At 61.2% G+C, this 19,058-nt stretch carries 15 protein-coding genes; 8 read left to right on the top strand and 7 right to left on the bottom strand.

What is annotated here, in order from left to right; genetic code table 11:
• Positions 1-10: 10 nt before the first annotated feature.
• The gene (bioB, locus tag HB676_RS06230) at positions 11-1,042 is read right to left on the bottom strand and encodes a biotin synthase BioB (RefSeq protein WP_213736826.1); all 1,032 of its coding nucleotides are present in this window, start codon (positions 1,040-1,042) and stop codon (positions 11-13) included.
• A gap of 119 nt (positions 1,043-1,161) precedes the next feature.
• On the opposite strand from bioB, the gene HB676_RS06225 reads away from it, so the two are divergent.
• Entirely contained in the window at positions 1,162-1,800 is a 639-nt protein-coding gene (locus HB676_RS06225; protein WP_213736825.1) for a GntR family transcriptional regulator, read from the top strand.
• Positions 1,801-2,148: 348 nt separating this feature from the next.
• On the opposite strand, the gene HB676_RS06220 is transcribed toward HB676_RS06225, so the two are convergent.
• Positions 2,149-3,198, bottom strand: coding sequence for a hydroxyacid dehydrogenase (locus HB676_RS06220; RefSeq protein WP_213736824.1), 1,050 nt, complete (start codon positions 3,196-3,198; stop codon positions 2,149-2,151).
• Positions 3,199-3,264: 66 nt separating this feature from the next.
• Complete coding sequence (locus HB676_RS06215; protein WP_249780083.1) at positions 3,265-4,233, bottom strand: tripartite tricarboxylate transporter substrate binding protein; 969 nt, start codon at positions 4,231-4,233, stop codon at positions 3,265-3,267.
• Positions 4,234-4,442: 209 nt separating this feature from the next.
• Between HB676_RS06215 and HB676_RS06210 the strand changes: the two genes are divergently transcribed.
• Together HB676_RS06210 and HB676_RS06205 are read left to right on the top strand one after the other, a co-directional pair.
• Positions 4,443-5,030 (top strand): thiamine pyrophosphate-binding protein, encoded by a 588-nt coding sequence (locus HB676_RS06210; protein WP_213736822.1) that lies wholly within the window; start codon positions 4,443-4,445, stop codon positions 5,028-5,030.
• Positions 5,031-5,038: 8 nt separating this feature from the next.
• Positions 5,039-5,653, top strand: coding sequence for a thiamine pyrophosphate-dependent enzyme (locus HB676_RS06205; protein ID WP_213736821.1), 615 nt, complete (start codon positions 5,039-5,041; stop codon positions 5,651-5,653).
• A gap of 18 nt (positions 5,654-5,671) precedes the next feature.
• Here HB676_RS06205 and gcl read toward each other — a convergent pair whose 3' ends face one another.
• The 4 genes from gcl to HB676_RS06185 all read right to left on the bottom strand — a co-directional run bounded on the left by gcl (position 5,672) and on the right by HB676_RS06185 (position 12,683).
• Positions 5,672-7,471, bottom strand: a complete 1,800-nt coding sequence (gene gcl / locus HB676_RS06200; RefSeq protein ID WP_213736820.1) for a glyoxylate carboligase — start codon at positions 7,469-7,471, stop codon at positions 5,672-5,674.
• A 163-nt stretch (positions 7,472-7,634) separates the two neighbouring features.
• Positions 7,635-9,437, bottom strand: coding sequence for an adenine deaminase C-terminal domain-containing protein (locus tag HB676_RS06195; protein ID WP_213736819.1), 1,803 nt, complete (start codon positions 9,435-9,437; stop codon positions 7,635-7,637).
• Positions 9,438-9,590: 153 nt separating this feature from the next.
• On the bottom strand, positions 9,591-10,439 hold the full coding sequence (locus HB676_RS06190) for an IclR family transcriptional regulator C-terminal domain-containing protein (RefSeq protein WP_213736818.1): 849 nt from the start codon (positions 10,437-10,439) through the stop codon (positions 9,591-9,593).
• Positions 10,440-10,553: 114 nt separating this feature from the next.
• Positions 10,554-12,683, bottom strand: a complete 2,130-nt coding sequence (locus HB676_RS06185) for an acetate--CoA ligase family protein (RefSeq protein WP_213736817.1) — start codon at positions 12,681-12,683, stop codon at positions 10,554-10,556.
• Positions 12,684-13,017: 334 nt separating this feature from the next.
• Here HB676_RS06185 and HB676_RS06180 point away from each other — a divergent pair, with 334 nt between their 5' ends.
• From HB676_RS06180 to oxlT, 5 genes are all read left to right on the top strand, one after another.
• Positions 13,018-13,710, top strand: coding sequence for a GntR family transcriptional regulator (locus tag HB676_RS06180; protein ID WP_213736816.1), 693 nt, complete (start codon positions 13,018-13,020; stop codon positions 13,708-13,710).
• An 87-nt stretch (positions 13,711-13,797) separates the two neighbouring features.
• Positions 13,798-15,537, top strand: a complete 1,740-nt coding sequence (gene oxc, locus HB676_RS06175; protein WP_213736815.1) for an oxalyl-CoA decarboxylase — start codon at positions 13,798-13,800, stop codon at positions 15,535-15,537.
• A 79-nt stretch (positions 15,538-15,616) separates the two neighbouring features.
• The gene (frc, locus tag HB676_RS06170) at positions 15,617-16,894 is read left to right on the top strand and encodes a formyl-CoA transferase (RefSeq protein WP_213736814.1); all 1,278 of its coding nucleotides are present in this window, start codon (positions 15,617-15,619) and stop codon (positions 16,892-16,894) included.
• Positions 16,895-17,122: 228 nt separating this feature from the next.
• The gene (locus tag HB676_RS06165; RefSeq protein WP_213736813.1) at positions 17,123-17,260 is read left to right on the top strand and encodes a hypothetical protein; all 138 of its coding nucleotides are present in this window, start codon (positions 17,123-17,125) and stop codon (positions 17,258-17,260) included.
• A 257-nt stretch (positions 17,261-17,517) separates the two neighbouring features.
• Complete coding sequence (oxlT, locus tag HB676_RS06160) at positions 17,518-18,831, top strand: oxalate/formate MFS antiporter (protein ID WP_213736812.1); 1,314 nt, start codon at positions 17,518-17,520, stop codon at positions 18,829-18,831.
• Positions 18,832-19,058 lie beyond the last annotated feature (227 nt).

Below are 19,058 nucleotides of genomic sequence, written 5' to 3'. Positions count from 1 at the left end.
CAGGCAGGCGTTAGTCGTGCGCGTGCTGAGCGTGGGCCGATTTCACCTCATTGAGGCGGGATTTGACGCCGAGCCGATCCAGCAAATTGGTATCGCGGTCGCGCTGCGGGTTCTTGGTCGTGAGCAGCACGTCACCGATGAAGATCGAGTTGGCGCCGGCCAGAAAACACAATGCCTGCAATTCGTCGGTCATGTATTGCCGCCCGGCAGACAATCGCACCACGCTGCGCGGCATCAGGATGCGGGTGACGGCGACCAGACGCGCCAGCGCGATCGGATCGGGACGATCCGCGGTTTCGTTGACCGGCACGCCCTTGACTTCGTTCCACAGGTTGATCGGTACGCTCTCGGGATGCGCAGGAAGATTGGCGAGCAGCACCATCATGCCGAGACGGTCGTCGACCGCTTCGCCCATGCCGACGATGCCGCCGCAGCAGACCTTGATGCCGGCGTCGCGGACATGCGCCAGCGTATCGATACGATCCTGCAGCGTGCGCGTGGTGATGATCTTGTCGTAGAATTCGGGCGAGGTGTCGACGTTGTGATTGTAGAAGTCGAGCCCGGCATCATGCAATCGCGTGGCCTGCGCCGGTGTCAGCATGCCCAGCGTCACGCAGGTCTCCATGCCGAGTCCCTTGACCGCACTGACCATGTCGCAGACCTGATCGAGATCACGATCTTTCGGATTGCGCCATGCCGCCGCCATGCAGAAGCGGCTCGCGCCGGCCTCCTTGGCGCGCTGCGCGGTAGCGACCACATCGGCCTGCTTCATCAGCTTGGTCGCTTTCAGGCCGGTGTCGTAATGCGCGCTCTGCGAGCAGTAGCCGCAATCCTCGGGGCAACCGCCGGTCTTGATGCTGAGCAGGCTCGCCGTCTCGACGTGGTTCGGATCGAAATTGCGGCGGTGAATGCTCTGCGCCTGAAACATCAGGTCGGCAAAAGGCAGCTCATAAAGCGCTTCTGCTTCCGCGCGATCCCAGTCGTGCCGGATGGAGTCGATGGTCTGGCTGGTATTTCGTGTCATCTCCGCAGCATCAACCATCAGATATCTCTCCTGTTTATTATTATAGATAAAGCTATGCATTATCTATAATATGCACGATTGAATCGATGCTACCCGACGCGGCGTGCGAGTGCACCCGTTTTTACGATAGATAATCTATGATTACAGACGACGATAACAGAACGACCGCCGACCGCATTGCCGAGATGATCGGCGAGCGGATCATCAGCGGCGCACTCGCGCCCGATGCCCCGCTGCGGCAGGATCATGTCGCGCGGGAATTCAGTTCAAGCCACGTCCCGGTGCGCGAAGCCTTTCGGCAGTTGGAAGCCCAACATCTTGTCGTCGGCGTACCGCGCCGGGGTGTGCGGGTGGCGCCGCTCGATGCCAATTCAGTCAGGGAAATCGCCGAGATGCGCGCCGCGCTAGAAGTGGTCGCGCTGCGCAATGCCGCGCCAAAGCTGACGCCGGCGCATCTGGCCAAGATCGAGCTTGCGCTGATCGAAGGCGACAATGCCGAGACGCTTGGCGACTTCGAGACCGCCAACCGCGCCTTTCACCAAGCGCTGGTGGCGCCGTGCGCGATGCCGCGACTGCTCGCCAGCCTCGATGGTTTGCAACTGGCCAATTCGCGCCTCGTATTCGCGATGGCGCGCAACGCCGGCTGGCGGCCACGTTCCAATCAGGACCATCGTCTGATTTTGCAGGCACTGCGAGCGCGCAATCTCGATCAGGCCTGCAGCCTGCTCGCGCGGCACATCCAGACCATCGAGCGGCTGACAGTTCCGGCGGCGTGAGAAAGATTATCGTTTGTGAGATTTAGGCGCCGGCGCCAGGCAGGCTCGCTGCCGCGATCGCAACGATCAGCGACAGGCGGCGCCCGATCCGGGATCGGGTCGACCGCAGCAAAGAACTCAACTGTTGCATAGCGTAATTCCCTCAGCGTGAACCGACACGGCCGGTGGCCAGAAGCGGCTCATGACAGAGAGATGACCCCACTCCGCCGAGGTGTCGAGGACGCCACGAAAATAGCAACACGGCTACCGTCCAGCATGGGCGCAACAGTGGTTTTCTTGCTTAAAATAGACCAGCCGCGATCGAAATTTTCTCCGCGGAAATAGCGAACTTCGTGCGCTTCCCAACCGCTATCCCGGGGTAAATCCAAACGTCCGCTCGAACCGCGTGACGTAAAGCGGCCAGACTTCGGGATTGATCAGGCGCGGCGGCCGCTTGCCGTCGAGCGCGTCGAGAAGCTGCTCGGCGGCGATGCGGCCCATATTGATCCGCGCTTCTTTGGTCACCCCTGCGGTATGCGGGCTGGCTAGGACATTGTCGAACTGCAGTAGCGGATGATCCGCCGGCGGCGGCTCCTTGGCCCAGACGTCGAGGCCGGCGCCGGCGATGCGCTTGTTGCGCAGTGCATCGGCCAGCGCAGCCTCATCGTGGATGAATCCGCGCGCGGTCGTGATGAAATACGCATGCGGCTGCATCAGCGCGAATTCGCGTGCGCCGATCATGCCGCGATTGTCCTTGTTCAGCGGACAGGAAATCGACACGTAATCCGAGTGGCGAAGCAGGTCATCGAGTTCGACCTTTTCGCCGCCGCGGGCCGCCATTTCGCTTGCCGTAAGATAGGGATCGTAGGCCAGCACCTTCATATGGAGCAGACCCTTGCAGAGTTCGGCAATGCGGCGGCCGACATTGCCAAGCCCGACGATGCCAATGGTCTTGCCCTGCGCCTCTGTCCCCATCAAGGCATTGCGGTTCACGTTCAGATCGCGCCGCAGCGCGCGATCCGCTTCGAGAATTCGCTTCGACAGCGTCAGCAGCATTCCCAAAGCATGTTCCGCCACGGAATTGGCATTGCCGCCGGACTGATTGACGACCAGCACACCCGCAGCCGTGCAGGCCTCGACATCGACGGGGTCGAAGCCCGCGCCGTTGCTGGAGACGATCAGCAGGTTCGGCGCGCGCCGCAGCAAATCCTGATCGACGTGAAAATGTTTTGCCAGTTCGTCCCGCGCCGCGCCGATCTGATAGGCATGCGCCGCGGCGAGGATCGGTGCGGAGATTTCATCGGTGCTGTCGTTTTCGAGCCGATCGAGCCGCACATCGGGCCGGGTTTTTAGAATTTCCGTGTAAATCTCGTTCGGCAGGTATTTGACGTAGAACACGCGCTTGTTGTTGACGGACATCGTTGGTACGACTTTCAGTTCGGGAAATGAGAGAGTTTGGCGGGACTGCTGTCATCGGCGACCTGATCACTCGGCCGTTATGCCGGCGGCCTTGATGATTGGACCCCATTTTTCGTAATCGGCATGGATCTTGGCACCGAATTGCCCGGGCGAACTGCCGATCGGCGATGCACCGAGCTTGCCGAGGCGATCCTTGACCGCATCGGTGTTGAGCGCGGCTACGAAATCACGCGAGAGTTTCTCGACCAACTCAGACGGCATGCCAGCGGGTCCGAGCAGCCCCCACCACACTTCGGTGTCGTAGCCAGGCACGGTCTCCGCCATGCTGGGCACGTCGGGCAGAAACGGCACGCGCTTCATTGTTGTTACCGCAAGCGCCCGCACGGTGCCGGCCGCTATTTGCGCTACCGATTCCGGCCCGTTGTTGAACGACATTGGGATTTGCCCGCCGAGGAGATCGTTGATCGCGGGCGCGCCGCCTTTGTAGGAGATCGCACTCACATCGATGTGCGCGAGGCTCTTCAAAAGCTCGCCGGCCAGATGGGTGGATGTGCCAGTCCCGGCATGGCCAAAAGACAGGCTGCCAGGTTTCGCCCGCGCCGCCGCGATCATATCGCCGAGCGTCTTGAACGGAGAATCGGCGCGCACCAGCAGGATATTGGGCGACGACGCTACCAGCGAAATCGGCGTGAAGCCCTTGAAGGTGTCATAGGGAATTTTCGGATACAAAAAAGGATTGGTGGCGTGACCGCTCGCGACCAAAATGAGCGTATAGCCATCGGGCACCGATCCCACCAGGGCCTGCGAGGCGACCAGGCCGCCTGCCCCCGGCCGGTTCTCCACCACAACTCCTTGACCCCATTGTCGGGAGACTGCGTCGCCGAGCGTGCGGGCGAGGACATCCACGGCGCCGCCGGCGGGGTATGGCACAAAAATATGCACCGGCCTGGACGGAAACGGCGACTGCGCAGACGCGACACCGCAAACAACGAACAATGCCATTGCGGCGACAGCAATCCGGAACCACCCCTTCAAGGCATCCCTCCCGATCGTCTCATTACTTCTTTTTATCCGACGTCTTATCGCACACTTCAACACCGGGAACATCTTGCACTCGCGCAGATCACGGTACCGATCGGGACATGTTGACAATCCCGCCGATCGCGTCAAGTTTCGGCGCCTCAACAGGACGGTCGCGACGATTTTTGCAGACCAAGATCCCGGTGAAGCGAAGGGAGAATTCGATGGCGGCCGCCGAGGGACAAACATCGTCCCAGACCTCTCATGACAAGGCTTCGCATGACAGGACTCCACACGAAAGGAGCTGGCATGAGATCGTGCTGCAAACGCTCAAGCGCAACGATATCCGGCTGGTGCCCTACGTTCCCGACCGCGTGCTGACGACGCTGATCAAGAATATCCATGCCGATCCGTTCTTCACGACATTCCCCACGGCGCGGGAAGAAGAAGCCGTCGGCATCGTTTCCGGCGCCTGGATGGCCGGCCTGAAGGGCGCGGTGCTAATGCAGACCTCCGGATTTGCCACGCTCGCCAATGTGCTGGCATCGCTGGCGATACCCTATCAGATTCCGCTGATCATGTTCGTATCCGAACGCGGCACCCTCGGCGAATTCAATTACGGGCAGGCGCTGGTCTGCCGCACCATGCGGCCGGTGCTGGACTCGCTGGCGATGGAGCATCACACCGCAACGCGGCTCGATGAATTCGAGTTCATCGTCGATCGATCGATCAAGCAGGCGATCACCACGCAAGCGCCGGTGGCGCTGATCCTGTCGCCGCTGTTGACCGGCGGCAAAGTGTTCGAGAAGTGAGCGGCCACATGAACCAGCCAACCAACACCCCCGCCCGCAACACCAAGATAATGAACCGGTTCGACCTGACCTCGCGGCTGGTCGCCAAACTGAAGAACGAGGAAGCCGTCGTCGGCGGCATCGGCAATACCAATTTCGACCTCTGGGCCACCGGCCAGCGCCCGCAGAATTTCTACATGCTGGGCAGTATGGGTCTCGCCTTCCCGATCGCACTCGGCGTGGCGCTGGCCCAGCCGAAGCGACACGTCTTCGCGCTGGAAGGCGACGGCTCGATCCTGATGCAATTGGGGTGTCTGTCGACCATCGCGACGCTCAAGCCGAAGAACCTCACCATGATCGTGATGGACAACGGCGTCTACCAGATCACCGGTGCGCAACCGACGCCGGCGGCGGCTTCAGCCGACATCATCGCGATCGCGATCGGTTCCGGATTAGCCAACAGCGCCTGGGCGGCGGATGAAGAGGATTTCGAACGCCTGGTCGATCAAGCGCTGACGGCTTCCGGCCCGACGCTGATCGGGGTGCGGATCGACGACAGACCCGGCACCGGGGCCACCCGCCGTGATCCCGTGCAGATCCGCGAGCGCTTCATGCTAGGCCTCGGCGTGCGGGAAGCGATGTAACTGCCGGCGTGTAGAACTTCAGGCCGGCAGCAATTTATCGCGCGATCGCGAGGTTTCGGCTGTCGGCAAATCATCGAGCGGCAGATCGAGGACCTCCTCGAATTCGACGATGTTATCGATCTCGGTCCCCATCGCGATGTTGGTGACGCGCTCCAGGATGAACTCAACCACCACCGGCACGCTGTATTGCGCCATCCATTCGCGCGCCGTTGTAAACGCGGCCTGCGCATCCCGGGGGTCGGTGACGCGGATGGCCTTGCAGCCCAAACCTTCGGCAACCGCGACGTGGTCGACGCCATAGCTTTCCAGGCCAGGTGCGTTGATATTCTCGAACGACAATTGCACGTGGTAATCCATATCGAATCCGCGCTGCGCCTGGCGGATCAGACCGAGATAGGCATTGTTCACGACGACATGAATATAGGGCAGCTTGAACTGGGCGCCGACCGCAAGCTCCTCGATCAGGAACTGGAAATCATAATCGCCTGAGAGTGCCACGATCTCGCGATCGGGATCGGCGGCGCGTATACCGAGCGCGGCGGGAAGCGTCCAGCCCAGCGGGCCGGCCTGCCCGGCATTGATCCAGTTGCGCGGACGATAGACGCCAAGGAACTGCGCGCCGGCGATTTGCGATAGACCGATCACGCTGACGAAGCACGTGTCGCGCCCGAACGCCTTGCTCATTTCCTCATAGACGCGCTGCGGCTTGATCGGCACGTTGTCGAAATGGCTCTTGCGCAGCATCGACCGTTTGCGATCCAGGCACGCCGCCGGCCACGCCTGCCGTTGTTTCAACTTGCCGGACTTGCGCCATTCCTCCGCGACGCTGACGAATAATTCGAGCGCGGCCTTGGCATCGGACACGATGCCAAGATCGGGGTTGAAGACGCGTCCGATTTGGGTGGGCTCGATATCGACATGCACGAAGGTTCTGTCCTTGGTGTAGGTCTCGATCGAACCGGTGTGTCGGTTGGCCCAGCGGTTGCCGATCCCAAGCACGAAATCTGACTCCAGCATGGTCGCGTTGCCATAGCGATGGCTGGTCTGCAACCCAACCATGCCAGCCATCAGCACATGATCATCCGGAATGGCGCCCCACCCCATCAGCGTCGGCACCACGGGAACATTGACGATCTCGGCGAAGGCCACCAGCAAGTCGGACGCATCGGCATTGATGACGCCGCCGCCGGCCACGATCAACGGACGCTCGGCAGCATTGAGCATCGTCAGCGCCTTTTCGATCTGCCGGCGCGTCGCGGCGGGCTTGTAGACCGCAAGCGGCTCATAGGTCTCGTCGTCGAATTCGATTTCGGCCAGTTGCACATCGACCGGCAGATCGATCAGCACCGGACCGGGGCGTCCTGATCGCATGATATGAAACGCCTGGCTGAAGACCCGCGGCACCAGCGCGGGCTCACGAACGGTGACTGCCCACTTCGCCACGGGCTTGGCGATCGATTCGATATCGACGGCCTGAAAATCCTCCTTATAGAGGCGCGCGCGCGGCGCCTGTCCGGTAATGCAGAGGATCGGAATGGAATCGGCGATCGCCGAATAAAGCCCCGTGATCATGTCGGTGCCGGCGGGGCCTGACGTGCCGATACAGACGCCGATATTGCCTGATTTCGCGCGGGTATAGCCCTCCGCCATGTGCGAGGCGCCTTCGACATGACGCGCCAGGATGTGGTTGATCGAACCGCGCTTCTTCAGGGCCGAGTACAGCGGATTGATTGCCGCGCCGGGTACGCCGAAGGCGCAGACCACGCCTTCCCGTTCCAGAATACGCACGGCAGCATCGATTGCTCGCATCTTCGCCATCTGTATTCCCCTGTTCGTCGCGGTGCGATCATCAGGGGAAATGACTTGGCATCTCAATCGATTTGAATTTATTTCCCACGATGCGGCAGGGTTACGGAAAACGCGGCGCGCTCAATAGGTTGTCTCGGGATTCCGTTGAAAACGATGCGCCTTCGTATCTGCGCTATTCGAACAGCGGCGCCAGTTCCATCTGCGGGACCAACACGAGACCCTTGTCGGTGATGCGGATTTCCGGGATCACCGACAGCGGGATCAGGTTGAATCCCATATAGGGAATGGTGCACCCGGCCTCGACCCATTCGATCTTGAGCTGCCTGACTTCTTCGGCGACTTCGGTAATGCGCTTGTCTGAGAGCAACCCCGCAATCGGCAGCGGCACCAGCGCCCTCACCTTGCCGTCGGCAACGACGCAAACGCCGCCCTGCTTTTCTTTGATCGCGACGAGTGCGACCTGCATGTCCGCCTCGTTGGTTCCCGCGATGATGATGTTATGGCTGTCATGTCCGACGCTGGAGGCGACCGCGCCGCGCTTGAGGCCGAAAGCACTAAGGAGGCCGTAGGCCACATTGCCGTTCGACTTGCCGTGACGCTCAACCACCGTCACAAAGCAGAGATCATGGCGTTCGAATAATGTCAGCCAGTCCTTGGCAGGCTCGATTTTGATTTTCTCATGGATCAGCGTGATACCGGGCAGCGCGGTCTTGATCGCGTTGACGGTGCAGGCTTGGGCTGGCATCGCGGGCGTCAGCTTGACTTGCGCCGGCAGTTTCACGGTGGCGTAGGCGGCCTTCGGGTATTGGTAACGCTGCGACAGCGCCTGATCGAGGCGCGGCGTGATCTCGCCATGCTCGACCACGAGTTCACCGCCATACCAGGTGCATTGCGGCTTCAGATTGTCGTCCATCAGCACAAGGTCAGCGCGGCGGCCACCGCCGAGCCCGCCGATATCATTGTCCATGCCAAAGCGCGTGGCGCCGTGCAGCGAGCCCATCGACCACGCCTGCTCCGGCGACATCCCCGCTTTCACCGCCTCGCGCACCACCCAGTCGAGACCGAACAGAAAGAGATCGTCGGCATCGCGATCGTCGGTGCACACGGCCGTGCGCTTATGGGAGGCACCGAGTTCGGTGATGGTGCGGATCGCCTGCGGCAGGCTGTGCCAGGGCGTAGTCGGCGGTCCGCCGCGCAGGAACACCCAGACGCCGGCATCGAGCAGATCGTCAGCGATATCGCGATCGATCGCCTCATGGGTGTCGGTGACACCGCTTGCGGCATAGGCCGCGACGAACTCACGGCCATAGACATGACCTGACACCGGGCGGCCGCGCTTGAGTGCGGCGGCCAGAATAGCGTGGCTGCGCTCGTCTCCCATGGTGACGGGGACAAAATCCATCTTCTCGCCAAGCGCGACAGCCTCCGGCCAGCGGTCGAACAGCCCCGCGATCTTGTCGGGCGTGAGATCGCCACCCGCGGTTTCCATGGCTGCGGATGTGGCAGGAACCGTGGACGGCACGGTCAGGAAAATCGAAAGCGGCGCCTCGCGCGCATCTTCCAGCATCGCCTCGACGCCGGCGACATCCATCACGTTGCCAATCTCATGGCTGTCGCAGAAGATCGTGGTGGTGCCGTTGAGCAGCGCGGCCTCCGCATAGGCGCAAGCCGTCACCATCGAGGATTCGATGTGGATGTGCGGATCGACAAGACCTGGTGCTACGATGCCACCGGCGGCATCATAGACCGGGACACTATTCCAGATTTTTCGCGCGGCCCCCGCCGGTTTCACCGCCGCGACACGCCCCCCTGTGATCCAGACCTCGCGACCCCCAAGGATACGTTCGGAGTAAGTCGAAAGCACCCGTGCGCCGGTGACGACAAGATCGGGCGCAAGGCGGCCCGATGCGACATCGGCGAGACGGCGGGTCATCGTGTGCAAGGGCGCGACCGCAAAACGCGTCAATCTGGTCATGGGACTTCTCGCTGCTGGGACGATCGGTTTGTACCGATGCTTGCTCTCCGCGCGGGCGGGAGCAAGCTCAAATATGACGGCAGGCCTGCTTACCCATTGGGCAGGAGCAAATTGGGGCAGGAAGCAGAGCTTTGCCAGGTTCCGTCGGTTGAATCAGTCTTGATGCGCAGGCGGCATCACGCCACCCAGCACAAGCGTCAGTTCGGCCGCAACCGTGCGCACGATACAGCCGAGAACGGGCAACCGCTCGTCGGTGATCCGGCTGGTCATCCCGGACACGGAAATCGTCGCCAGGGGTTCGCTGCAATCGCTGTAGACGACCGCGGCGACACAGCGCAGCCCCATGCGCGCTTCCTCGTCGTCGACGGCATAACCCTGCCGGCGAATGATCTGGAGTTCACGGAACAATTCGCTTGGCCGCACGATCGACTTCTCGGTCAGGCGCGGCATGCCCTGCCGGCAGATGATGCCGTTGACGTCCTCGTCCGAATAGGTGGCAAGCACCGCTTTGCCGACGCCGGACGCCACCATCGCAACCCTGCCGCCGACCTTTGTCAGCGAGCGCATGATCTCGCGGCTTTCGATCCGCGTCAGCACGATGATCGCCTCATCGTCGACCACGGCCAGATTCGCGGTTTCACGGGTCTGGTCGCGCAGTTTGCGCAGATAGGGCATCGCCTGCGCCGTGAAATTGCGGCGCCGGGCGAATGTCGCGCCGACCGAAAAACTCTGGGCGCCGACATGCCATTTCGATCCGTCACGATCGAACTGGACGAAGCGCCGTTTTTCCAAAGTTGCGAGCAGGCGATGGACCGTCGAAGTCGACAAGCCCGTGCGAACGGCGAGATCGCTCAGGCGATATCCCTCATCGTCTTCGGCGAGGGTCTCGATGATGGACAGCGCGCGGTCAACGGATTGTACGCCGCCATCCCGGCCATCGGGTTCACCATCCGTGACAGCTCTCGGCTCGACGACTTTGCGCCGGATCACGCTTCGCTTCATTGCGGCCTGCTTTTATCGGAGGACGTGAAGATGCGTTCGCTGCTGGGTTATTGAAGTGTCGCTTAGTCAGAACGATGGACGCCGCCCCTTGGGGCGACGTCCGGTATCGGGATTTTACAGAAGGCCCGCGCCGCGCGCCCACTTGTACTTGGCGCCCAGCACTTCGACCGGCAATTCGGTCGAATAGGCATAGGACGGGATACCGTTCTGGTAGAGATATTCGGCGGCTTCCTCGACCTCGACGTCGCCCGCAAGCGAGGCCACGATCGGTTTCACGAAGCCCTTGGCCTCCATCTCCTTCTTCACTTCAACCATATTGCGCGCGAACACCATCGGCGGCGTCACGATCGTGTGCCAGTAGCCGAGGATCAGCGCATGGATACGCTCATCCGACAGGCCGAGCTTGACGGTGTTGACATAGGTGATCGGCGGTTCGCCACCGGTGATATCGACCGGGTTGCCGGCCGCACCGAACGGCGGGATGAACTTGCGGAATGCCGCGTCGAGATCCGGCGGCATCGCCATCAGCGACATGTCGTTGTCGACTACCGAGTCCGACAGCAGCACGCCGGAACCGCCCGCACCGGTGATGATCAGGATGTTCTCGCCTTTTGGTGTCGGCAAGACTGGCACGCCGCGTGCGAATTCGAGCAATTGACGCAGCGATCGGGCGCGGATCACGCCGGACTGCTTGAGCACATCCTCATAGATCTTGTCGTTGCCGGCGAGCGCACCGGTATGCGACGACGCGGCCTTGGCGCCGGCGGACGTACGGCCCGCCTTGAGCACCACCACCGGCTTCTTCTTGGAGACGCGCTTGGCGGCTTCGGCAAACGCGCGGCCATCTTTCAAGTCTTCGCAATGCTGCGCAATGATGGCCGTATTCGGATCCTGCTCGAAGAACGCCAGCAGATCGTCCTCATCGATATCGGACTTGTTGCCGAGGCCGACAATCGCGGAGACGCCCATCTTGGCGGAGCGCGAGAAGCCGATGATGGCCATGCCGATACCGCCGGACTGCGACGACAATGCCGCCGAGCCCTTGACGTCATAGGCCGTGCAGAAGGTCGCGCAGAGATTGGCGGGCGTATAATAGAAACCGTAGATGTTCGGCCCCATCAGGCGGACATTGTATTTCTTGCCGATCTCGACGATCTCGGCCTGCAATTCCGGCGCGCCGGCTTCGGCAAAGCCCGAGGGAATCAGGACCGCACCGGGAATTTTCTTCTCGCCGCATTCGATCAGCGCGCCCGCGACGAACTTTGCCGGGATCGCAAACACCGCGGTGTCGATCACGCCGGGAACGTCCTTGACGCTCTTGTAGGCCTTGTAGCCGAGGATCTCGGCAGCCTTCGGATGGATCGGATAGATGTCGCCCTTGTAGCCGCCGTTGATGAGGTTCTTCATCACGGAGTTGCCGATCTTGCCGTCTTCGGTCGAGGCGCCGATCACGGCAACCGCCTTGGGCTGCATGATGCGGTTCATCGCGGTGACGATTTCCTCGGTCGGGCGCGGCGCCGGACGGGGCTTGTAGTCGAAGTCGACAACGATACGCACGTCGGCCGCGATCGCGTCTTTCTTGGTCGCGAACACCGGATTGAGATCGAGTTCGACGATTTCCTGGAAGTCGCTGACGAGCTGCGACACCTTCACGATGATGTCAGCCAGCGCGTCGCGATTGGCGGCGTCGCCGCCGCGCACGCCCTTCAACATGTCATGGGCCTGGATGCCGTCGAGCATCGACAGAGCGTCGTCCTTGGTCGCGGGCGCGAGGCGGAAGGTGATATCTTTCAGCACTTCCACCAGCACGCCGCCGAGGCCGAAAGCCACCAGCTTGCCGAACGATCCGTCGGTGATCGAGCCGATGATGACTTCGGTGCCGCCCAGCAGCATCTGCTGGATCTGGATGCCTTCGATCTTGGCGTCGGCCTTGTACTTCTTGGCGTTGGCCAGAATGGTCGCGTAGTTGGTCGCGACATCGGCGGCGGTCTTGACGCCGACCACCACACCGCCGGCTTCGGTCTTGTGCAGGATATCAGGCGAAACAATCTTCATGACCACCGGGAAGCCCATCGCGCTCGCGATCTTGGCGGCTTCCTCGGCTGATCTCGCAACGCCCTCTTTGGGAACGGGGATACCATAGGCATCGCATACCAGCTTGCCTTCCGGAGCTGTCAGGCTGGTGCGTTTGTCCGCTTTAACCGCATCGAGTATTTTGCGGACCGCATCTTTGGAATTCGACATCAGTTCCTCCTTGAGGGTCTATTTTTGGTTCGCCGGCAGCACATGCGGGCATCAGGACCGCACTTGCCAGCGCACATTCGATTGGTTCACGGTGACGGCAGACGCGGATTAGCGTCCACTGCGGCCCTTTTCCGGCCACCGACGGATTAGCTCACGATGGCATTTGGTATGCCAGAAACGATCTTGTCAAGGTGTCGAAGTATTGAAATCATAGGTAACTTGACACGCTGGCATTTGGTATGCCAAAAATAATTCAGTTATTGTTTTGATAAGGGCTCCCCCGCTGAGGAGACCAGCCCTACCCCAACGGAAACAAACCAAGGCGCCGCCCACCATGGCCGAGGCAGATATTGCAATCGTCCGGATCGTGCCGGAGACGAGTTTCAAGAACAAGGCTTACGAGGCCTTGAAGGAAGCCATCCTGAAGATGGACATCTACGCGACGCCCGAGCCGGTGATGCTCGACGAGCGCGCGTTGTCCGAACGTCTCGGCGTCAGCCGGACCCCGATCCGCGAAGCGATCGCGATGCTGGAGCAGGACGGCTTCGTCAAAACCGTGCCACGCCGCGGCATCGTCGTGGTGCGCCGGACCAAGAGCGAGATCGTCGATATGATCCGCGCATGGGCCGCGCTTGAGAGCATGGCTGCGCGCTTGATCACGACCATTGCGCGCAAAAAGGACATCTCCGCGCTGCGCGATTTCTTCAAGGATTTCGGCAAGGATCGCCTGCCGCAGGATCACGTCGAGGAATACTCGAAAGCCAACATCGCCTTTCACCAGGCGCTGATCTCGCTCAGCGAATCGCCTGTTCTGGTCGATATGACCAACGACATTCTGTTGCATGTGCGCGGCTACCGGCAGCTGACGATCGGACGCGTCGACCGCACCGCAACGTCGCTGCCCGAACATATCGCGATGATCGAAGCGCTCGAAATGCGCGATACCGAGCTTGCTGAAAAACGCGCCCGCGACCACACCCTCGGCCTCGCCGCCTATGTGGAAGCGCACGGCCAGGAACTCTTTTAGTCGCAACAATCAACAACAGTCCTTTGCGGGACGCCAACCGAGAAGACGACGAACTCGTCCGCATCGAGAAGATCAGGGAGAAGCGGAATGTCCGCAGCAGTACAGAGCATTGACGTGAACAAGGCTGACGCCGAGCGCGAGCAGACCGATGGCTTCAATCTCATCATCGATGCGCTCAAGCTCAACGGCCTGACCACGATCTATGGCGTGCCCGGCATTCCGATCACCGACTTCGGCCGCATGGCCCAGGCCGCGGGCATTCGCGTCATCTCGTTCCGGCACGAGCAAAACGCCGGCAACGCCGCCGCGATCGCGGGCTTTCTCACCAAGAAACCCGGCGTCTGCCTGACGGTTTCTGCGCCCGGCTTCCTCAACGGCCTCACCGCACTCGCCAATGCCACGACCAACTGCTTTCCGATGATCCTGATCTCAGGCTCGTCCGAGCGTGAGATCGTCGACCTGCAACAGGGCGATTACGAAGAAATGGATCAGCTCGCGATCGCCAAGCCGCTCTGCAAGGCGGCGTTCCGTGTGCTGCATGCCGCCGACATCGGCATCGGTCTGGCCCGCGCGATCCGCGCCGCGGTGTCGGGACGTCCGGGCGGCGTCTACCTCGATCTGCCCGCGAAGCTTTTCGGCCAGTTGATGGATGCGGAAGCCGGTCAGAAGTCGCTGGTCAAGGTGATCGACGCAGCGCCTGCCCAGATCCCCGCCCCGGCCGCGGTCAAGCGCGCGCTCGATGTGCTCAAGAGCGCCAAGCGTCCGCTGATCATCCTCGGCAAGGGCGCCGCCTATGCGCAGGCCGACGCTGAAATCCGCGCGCTGGTCGAGAAGAGCGGCATTCCGTTCCTGCCGATGAGCATGGCCAAAGGCTTGCTGCCGGATACGCATCCGCTCTGCGCGGGTGCTGCGCGTTCCACGGTGCTGAAAGATTCCGACGTCGTGATGCTGATCGGCGCGCGCCTCAACTGGCTGCTGTCGCATGGCAAGGGCAAGTCCTGGGGCGACGCACCGAAGAAGTTTATCCAGATCGACATCGAGCCCAAGGAAATGGATTCGAACGTCGAGATCGTCGCGCCTGTAGTGGGCGATATCGGCTCCTGCGTTTCAGCGCTGCTGGAAGGCATCGACGGCAAGTGGCCTGCGCCGCCGGCCGACTGGACCAATGCGGTGCGGACCAAGAAGGACGACAATATCGCAAAGATGGCGCCGCGGCTGATGAACAACAACTCGCCGATGGATTATCACGGCGCGCTCGGTGCGCTGCGCACCATCATCAAGGAGCGGCCGGACGCGATTCTGGTCAATGAAGGCGCCAACACGCTCGATCTCGCGCGCGGCATCATCGATATGTACCAGCCGCGCAAGCGTCTCGACGTCGGCACCTGGGGCGTGATGGGCATCGGCATGGGCTTCGCCATCGCCGCCGCGATCGAGACCGGCAAGCCCGTGCTCGCGGTCGAAGGCGACAGCGCCTTTGGCTTCTCCGGGATGGAGGTCGAAACCATCTGCCGTTACAATCTGCCGGTCTGCGTCGTCATCTTCAACAATAACGGCATCTATCGCGGCACCGACGTCAATCCATCGGGCGGTTCGGATGTCGCGCCGACCGTATTCGTCAAGGGCTCGCGCTACGACAAGATGATGGAAGCCTTCGGCGGCGTCGGCGTCAATGCCACGACACCGGACGAGCTGAAGCGCGCGGTGAACACCGCGATGGACTCCGGCAAGCCCACGCTGATCAACGCTGTGCTCGATCCCGCAGCCGGCAGCGAGAGCGGCCGCATCGGCAACCTCAATCCGCAAAGCAAGCTGAAGAAGAAATAGTCACGTCCAGGCGGGGTCACGGCCTCGCCCTCATTTCCTTCCTGCTGATGCAGGAGCAGACACGATACGGAGCAACACGATGACCCAGGCGCTGAAGGGCGTTCGCATTCTCGATTTCACCCACGTCCAGTCAGGCCCGACCTGCACGCAATTGCTGGCATGGTTCGGCGCCGACGTGATCAAGGTCGAGCGACCCGGCGTCGGCGACATTACGCGCGGCCAGTTGCAGGATGTCCCCAATGTCGACAGCCTGTATTTCACCATGCTCAACCACAACAAGCGCTCGATCACGCTCGACACCAAGAATCCAAAGGGCAAGGAAGTTCTCACCGCGCTGATCAAGAGCTGCGATGTGCTGGTGGAAAATTTCGGTCCCGGCGTGCTCGACCGCATGGGATTCCCCTGGGAAAAGATTCACGCCATCAACCCGAAGATGATCGTCGCGTCGATCAAGGGCTTCGGCCCCGGTCCCTACGAGGACTGCAAGGTGTATGAGAATGTCGCGCAGTGCACCGGCGGCGCCGCGTCCACCACCGGTTTCCGCGACGGCCTGCCGCTGGTCACCGGCGCGCAGATCGGCGACAGCGGCACCGGATTGCATCTGGCGCTCGGCATCGTCACCGCGCTCTATCAGCGCACGGTCACGGGCCAGGGACAAAAAGTCACCGCCGCGATGCAGGATGGTGTCTTGAACCTTGCGCGCGTCAAGCTGCGCGATCAGCAGCGCCTCGCCCATGGCCCGCTCAAGGAATACAGCCAGTTCGGTGAAGGCATTCCGTTTGGCGATGCCGTGCCGCGCGCAGGCAACGATTCCGGCGGCGGACAACCGGGCCGCATCCTCAAATGCAAGGGCTGGGAAACCGATCCGAACGCCTACATCTACTTCATCACCCAGGCGCCGGTCTGGGAGAAGATTTGCGATATCATCGGCGAACCCGGCTGGAAGACCCATCCGGATTACGCCAAGCCTCCGGCCCGGCTGTCGCGCCTGAACCAGATCTTCGCGCGCATCGAACAGTGGACCATGACCAAGACCAAGTTCGAGGCGATGGACATTCTCAACAAGGACGACATTCCCTGCGGTCCGATCCTGTCGATGAAAGAACTGGCGGAAGACCAGTCGCTGCGCGCGACCGGCACCGTGGTCGAAGTCGATCATCCCGAGCGCGGCAAATATCTGTCGGTCGGCAATCCCATCAAGCTGTCGGACAGCCCGACCGAGGTGAAGCGTTCCCCGTTGCTCGGCGAGCACACCGACGAAATCCTGCGTCAGGTTCTCGGCTTCAGCGACCATCAGGTGGCCGAGATCCATGATTCCGGCGCACTCGACCCGCCGCGCAAAGTCGCCGCCGAATAAGCGACGTTTCCAGACTGCTTTTAAGTTCTAAGGCCGCCGGTTTCCGGCGGCCTTTTTGTTTAAGGCTTGGCTTTAAGGCTTTGGCTTGAGGGCGCGTCGCTTAAGAAACCATTATGTTGCATTGCGGTATTGGTTATGCTGCCATGCAAACAAATGCATTGCTGTTGGCATCTGGTATACCTAAGTTATGGACAACACTTGATCTGCTGACCCGCAAAGAGAACCGATATGTCCAAGACCGCCGCCTTCGGCCTCGTGCCTTCCCCCACTTTGTTCGGCCGCCTGATGGCGACCATTGACCGCCTGTTGATGGCCAGCGCCCGCATCGCTATCCGCAACGGCGACACTCCCTATTTCGGGCTCTGACAAGCGTTGCGACCGTTATCTAACCGGCCGCCCGACACTGCCCTAGACCAATCCTCCCAGCCTCGACCCCGGTTTTCTGGGGTCTTTTTTTGCCTGCATTTTGTCGCGCAAGACCTATCCTGCGCCCTAGACTGCGGCATATTGAACGCGCAAGGTCCCCAGCCATAATATGACTTGCGCTCTGGCATATCACATACCAATATGCGCAGACGGCAACGCTCCCATATAAAAACAGAGGGCGTGCCACGGGAGGGACCATGACCGCCACACCACAAACCACGGCGACCCCAATGGCGGAAGGCAAGCACTTCCGCTGGCTGCAATTGGCGATGGGCATCGTCTGCATGGCGATGATCGCCAACCTGCAATATGGCTGGACGCTGTTCGTCGATCCGATCGACGCGAAATATCACTGGGGCCGCGCCGCGATCCAGCTCGCCTTTACGCTTTTCGTAGTGACCGAAACCTGGCTGGTGCCGGTCGAGGCATGGTTTGTCGATAAATATGGCCCGAGCGTCGTCGTGATGTTTGGCGGCATCATGATCAGCATCGCCTGGGTCATGAATTCCTACGCCGACTCGCTGGTGCTGCTCTATATCTCCGCGATCATCGCCGGGATCGGCGCCGGTTCGGTGTACGGCACCTGCGTTGGCAATGCCCTCAAATGGTTTCCCGACCGCCGCGGCCTGGCCGCCGGCGCTACCGCCGCCGGCTTCGGCGCGGGCGCGGCTATTACCGTGGTGCCGATCGCGAACATGATTGCGGCGAGCGGCTACCAGAGCGCGTTCTTCACCTTTGGCATCGGACAAGGCGCCATCGTCTGCCTGCTTGCCTTCCTCCTGCGCAAACCGTCACAGGCAATGCCGCCGAAGAAGAAGCAGCTCAATCTTCCCCAGACCAAAATCGACTTCACGCCGCCGCAGGTCCTGCGCAGCCCGATCTTCTGGATGATGTATCTGGTGTTCGTGATGGTCGCGGCTGGCGGCCTGATGACGGCGGCGCAGATTGCGCCGATCGCTCACGACTTCAAGATCGACAATGAACCGGTCAGCATCGCCGGCTTCCAGATGGCCGCGCTGACCTTTGCGATTTCGCTCGACCGTATTTTCGACGGCTTCGGCCGGCCGTTTTTCGGCTGGGTCTCCGACACGATCGGACGCGAACACACGATGTTCATCGCGTTCGGAACCGCCGCCATCATGCTGCTGACGCTCTCGGCATACGGTCACATACCGATCGTCTTCGTGCTGGCGACCGCGGTTTATTTCGGCGTGTTCGGCGAGATCTACAGCCTGTTTCCGGCGACCAGCGGCGACACGTTCGGCTCGAAATTCGCAACCACCAACAACGGCATGTTGTATACGGCAAAAGGCACCGCCTCGCTGCTGGTGCCGCTGGCAAGCCTGGTCGCCTCGCATTACGGCTGGCAGGCCGTGTTCGTGATCGCCGTTGCGCTCAACGCCACCGCGGCGCTGCTGGCCTTGTTCGTCATCAAGCCGATGCGGCGCGCGTTCATCCTCGGCAATGAAGCGACGTCGGACGCCAGAGCGCGAGACGTCAGAGCCGCCTGACCTTCGTCAGCAAAAATCCAGGAAAGAGGCGTGCCCCGGTACGCCTCTTTTTTTGCCCTCTTCCATTGGAATACAAAATACCAATAAACGATTTTTGCTGCCACTCAGTCAAGGCACGCGGACGTGCATAGTCGTAAAACGTCAGCATTACTGCCGCTTTATGTCGGAAATTACTTGTGATATTAAATTGACAATTGGAATAATGTATACCAGTCTTGGACGACAGA

The sequence above is a fragment of the Bradyrhizobium sp. dw_411 genome (genome assembly GCF_018449695.1).
Taxonomy (GTDB): domain Bacteria; phylum Pseudomonadota; class Alphaproteobacteria; order Rhizobiales; family Xanthobacteraceae; genus Bradyrhizobium.
This window is presented reverse-complemented; position numbering and strand designations above follow the sequence as displayed.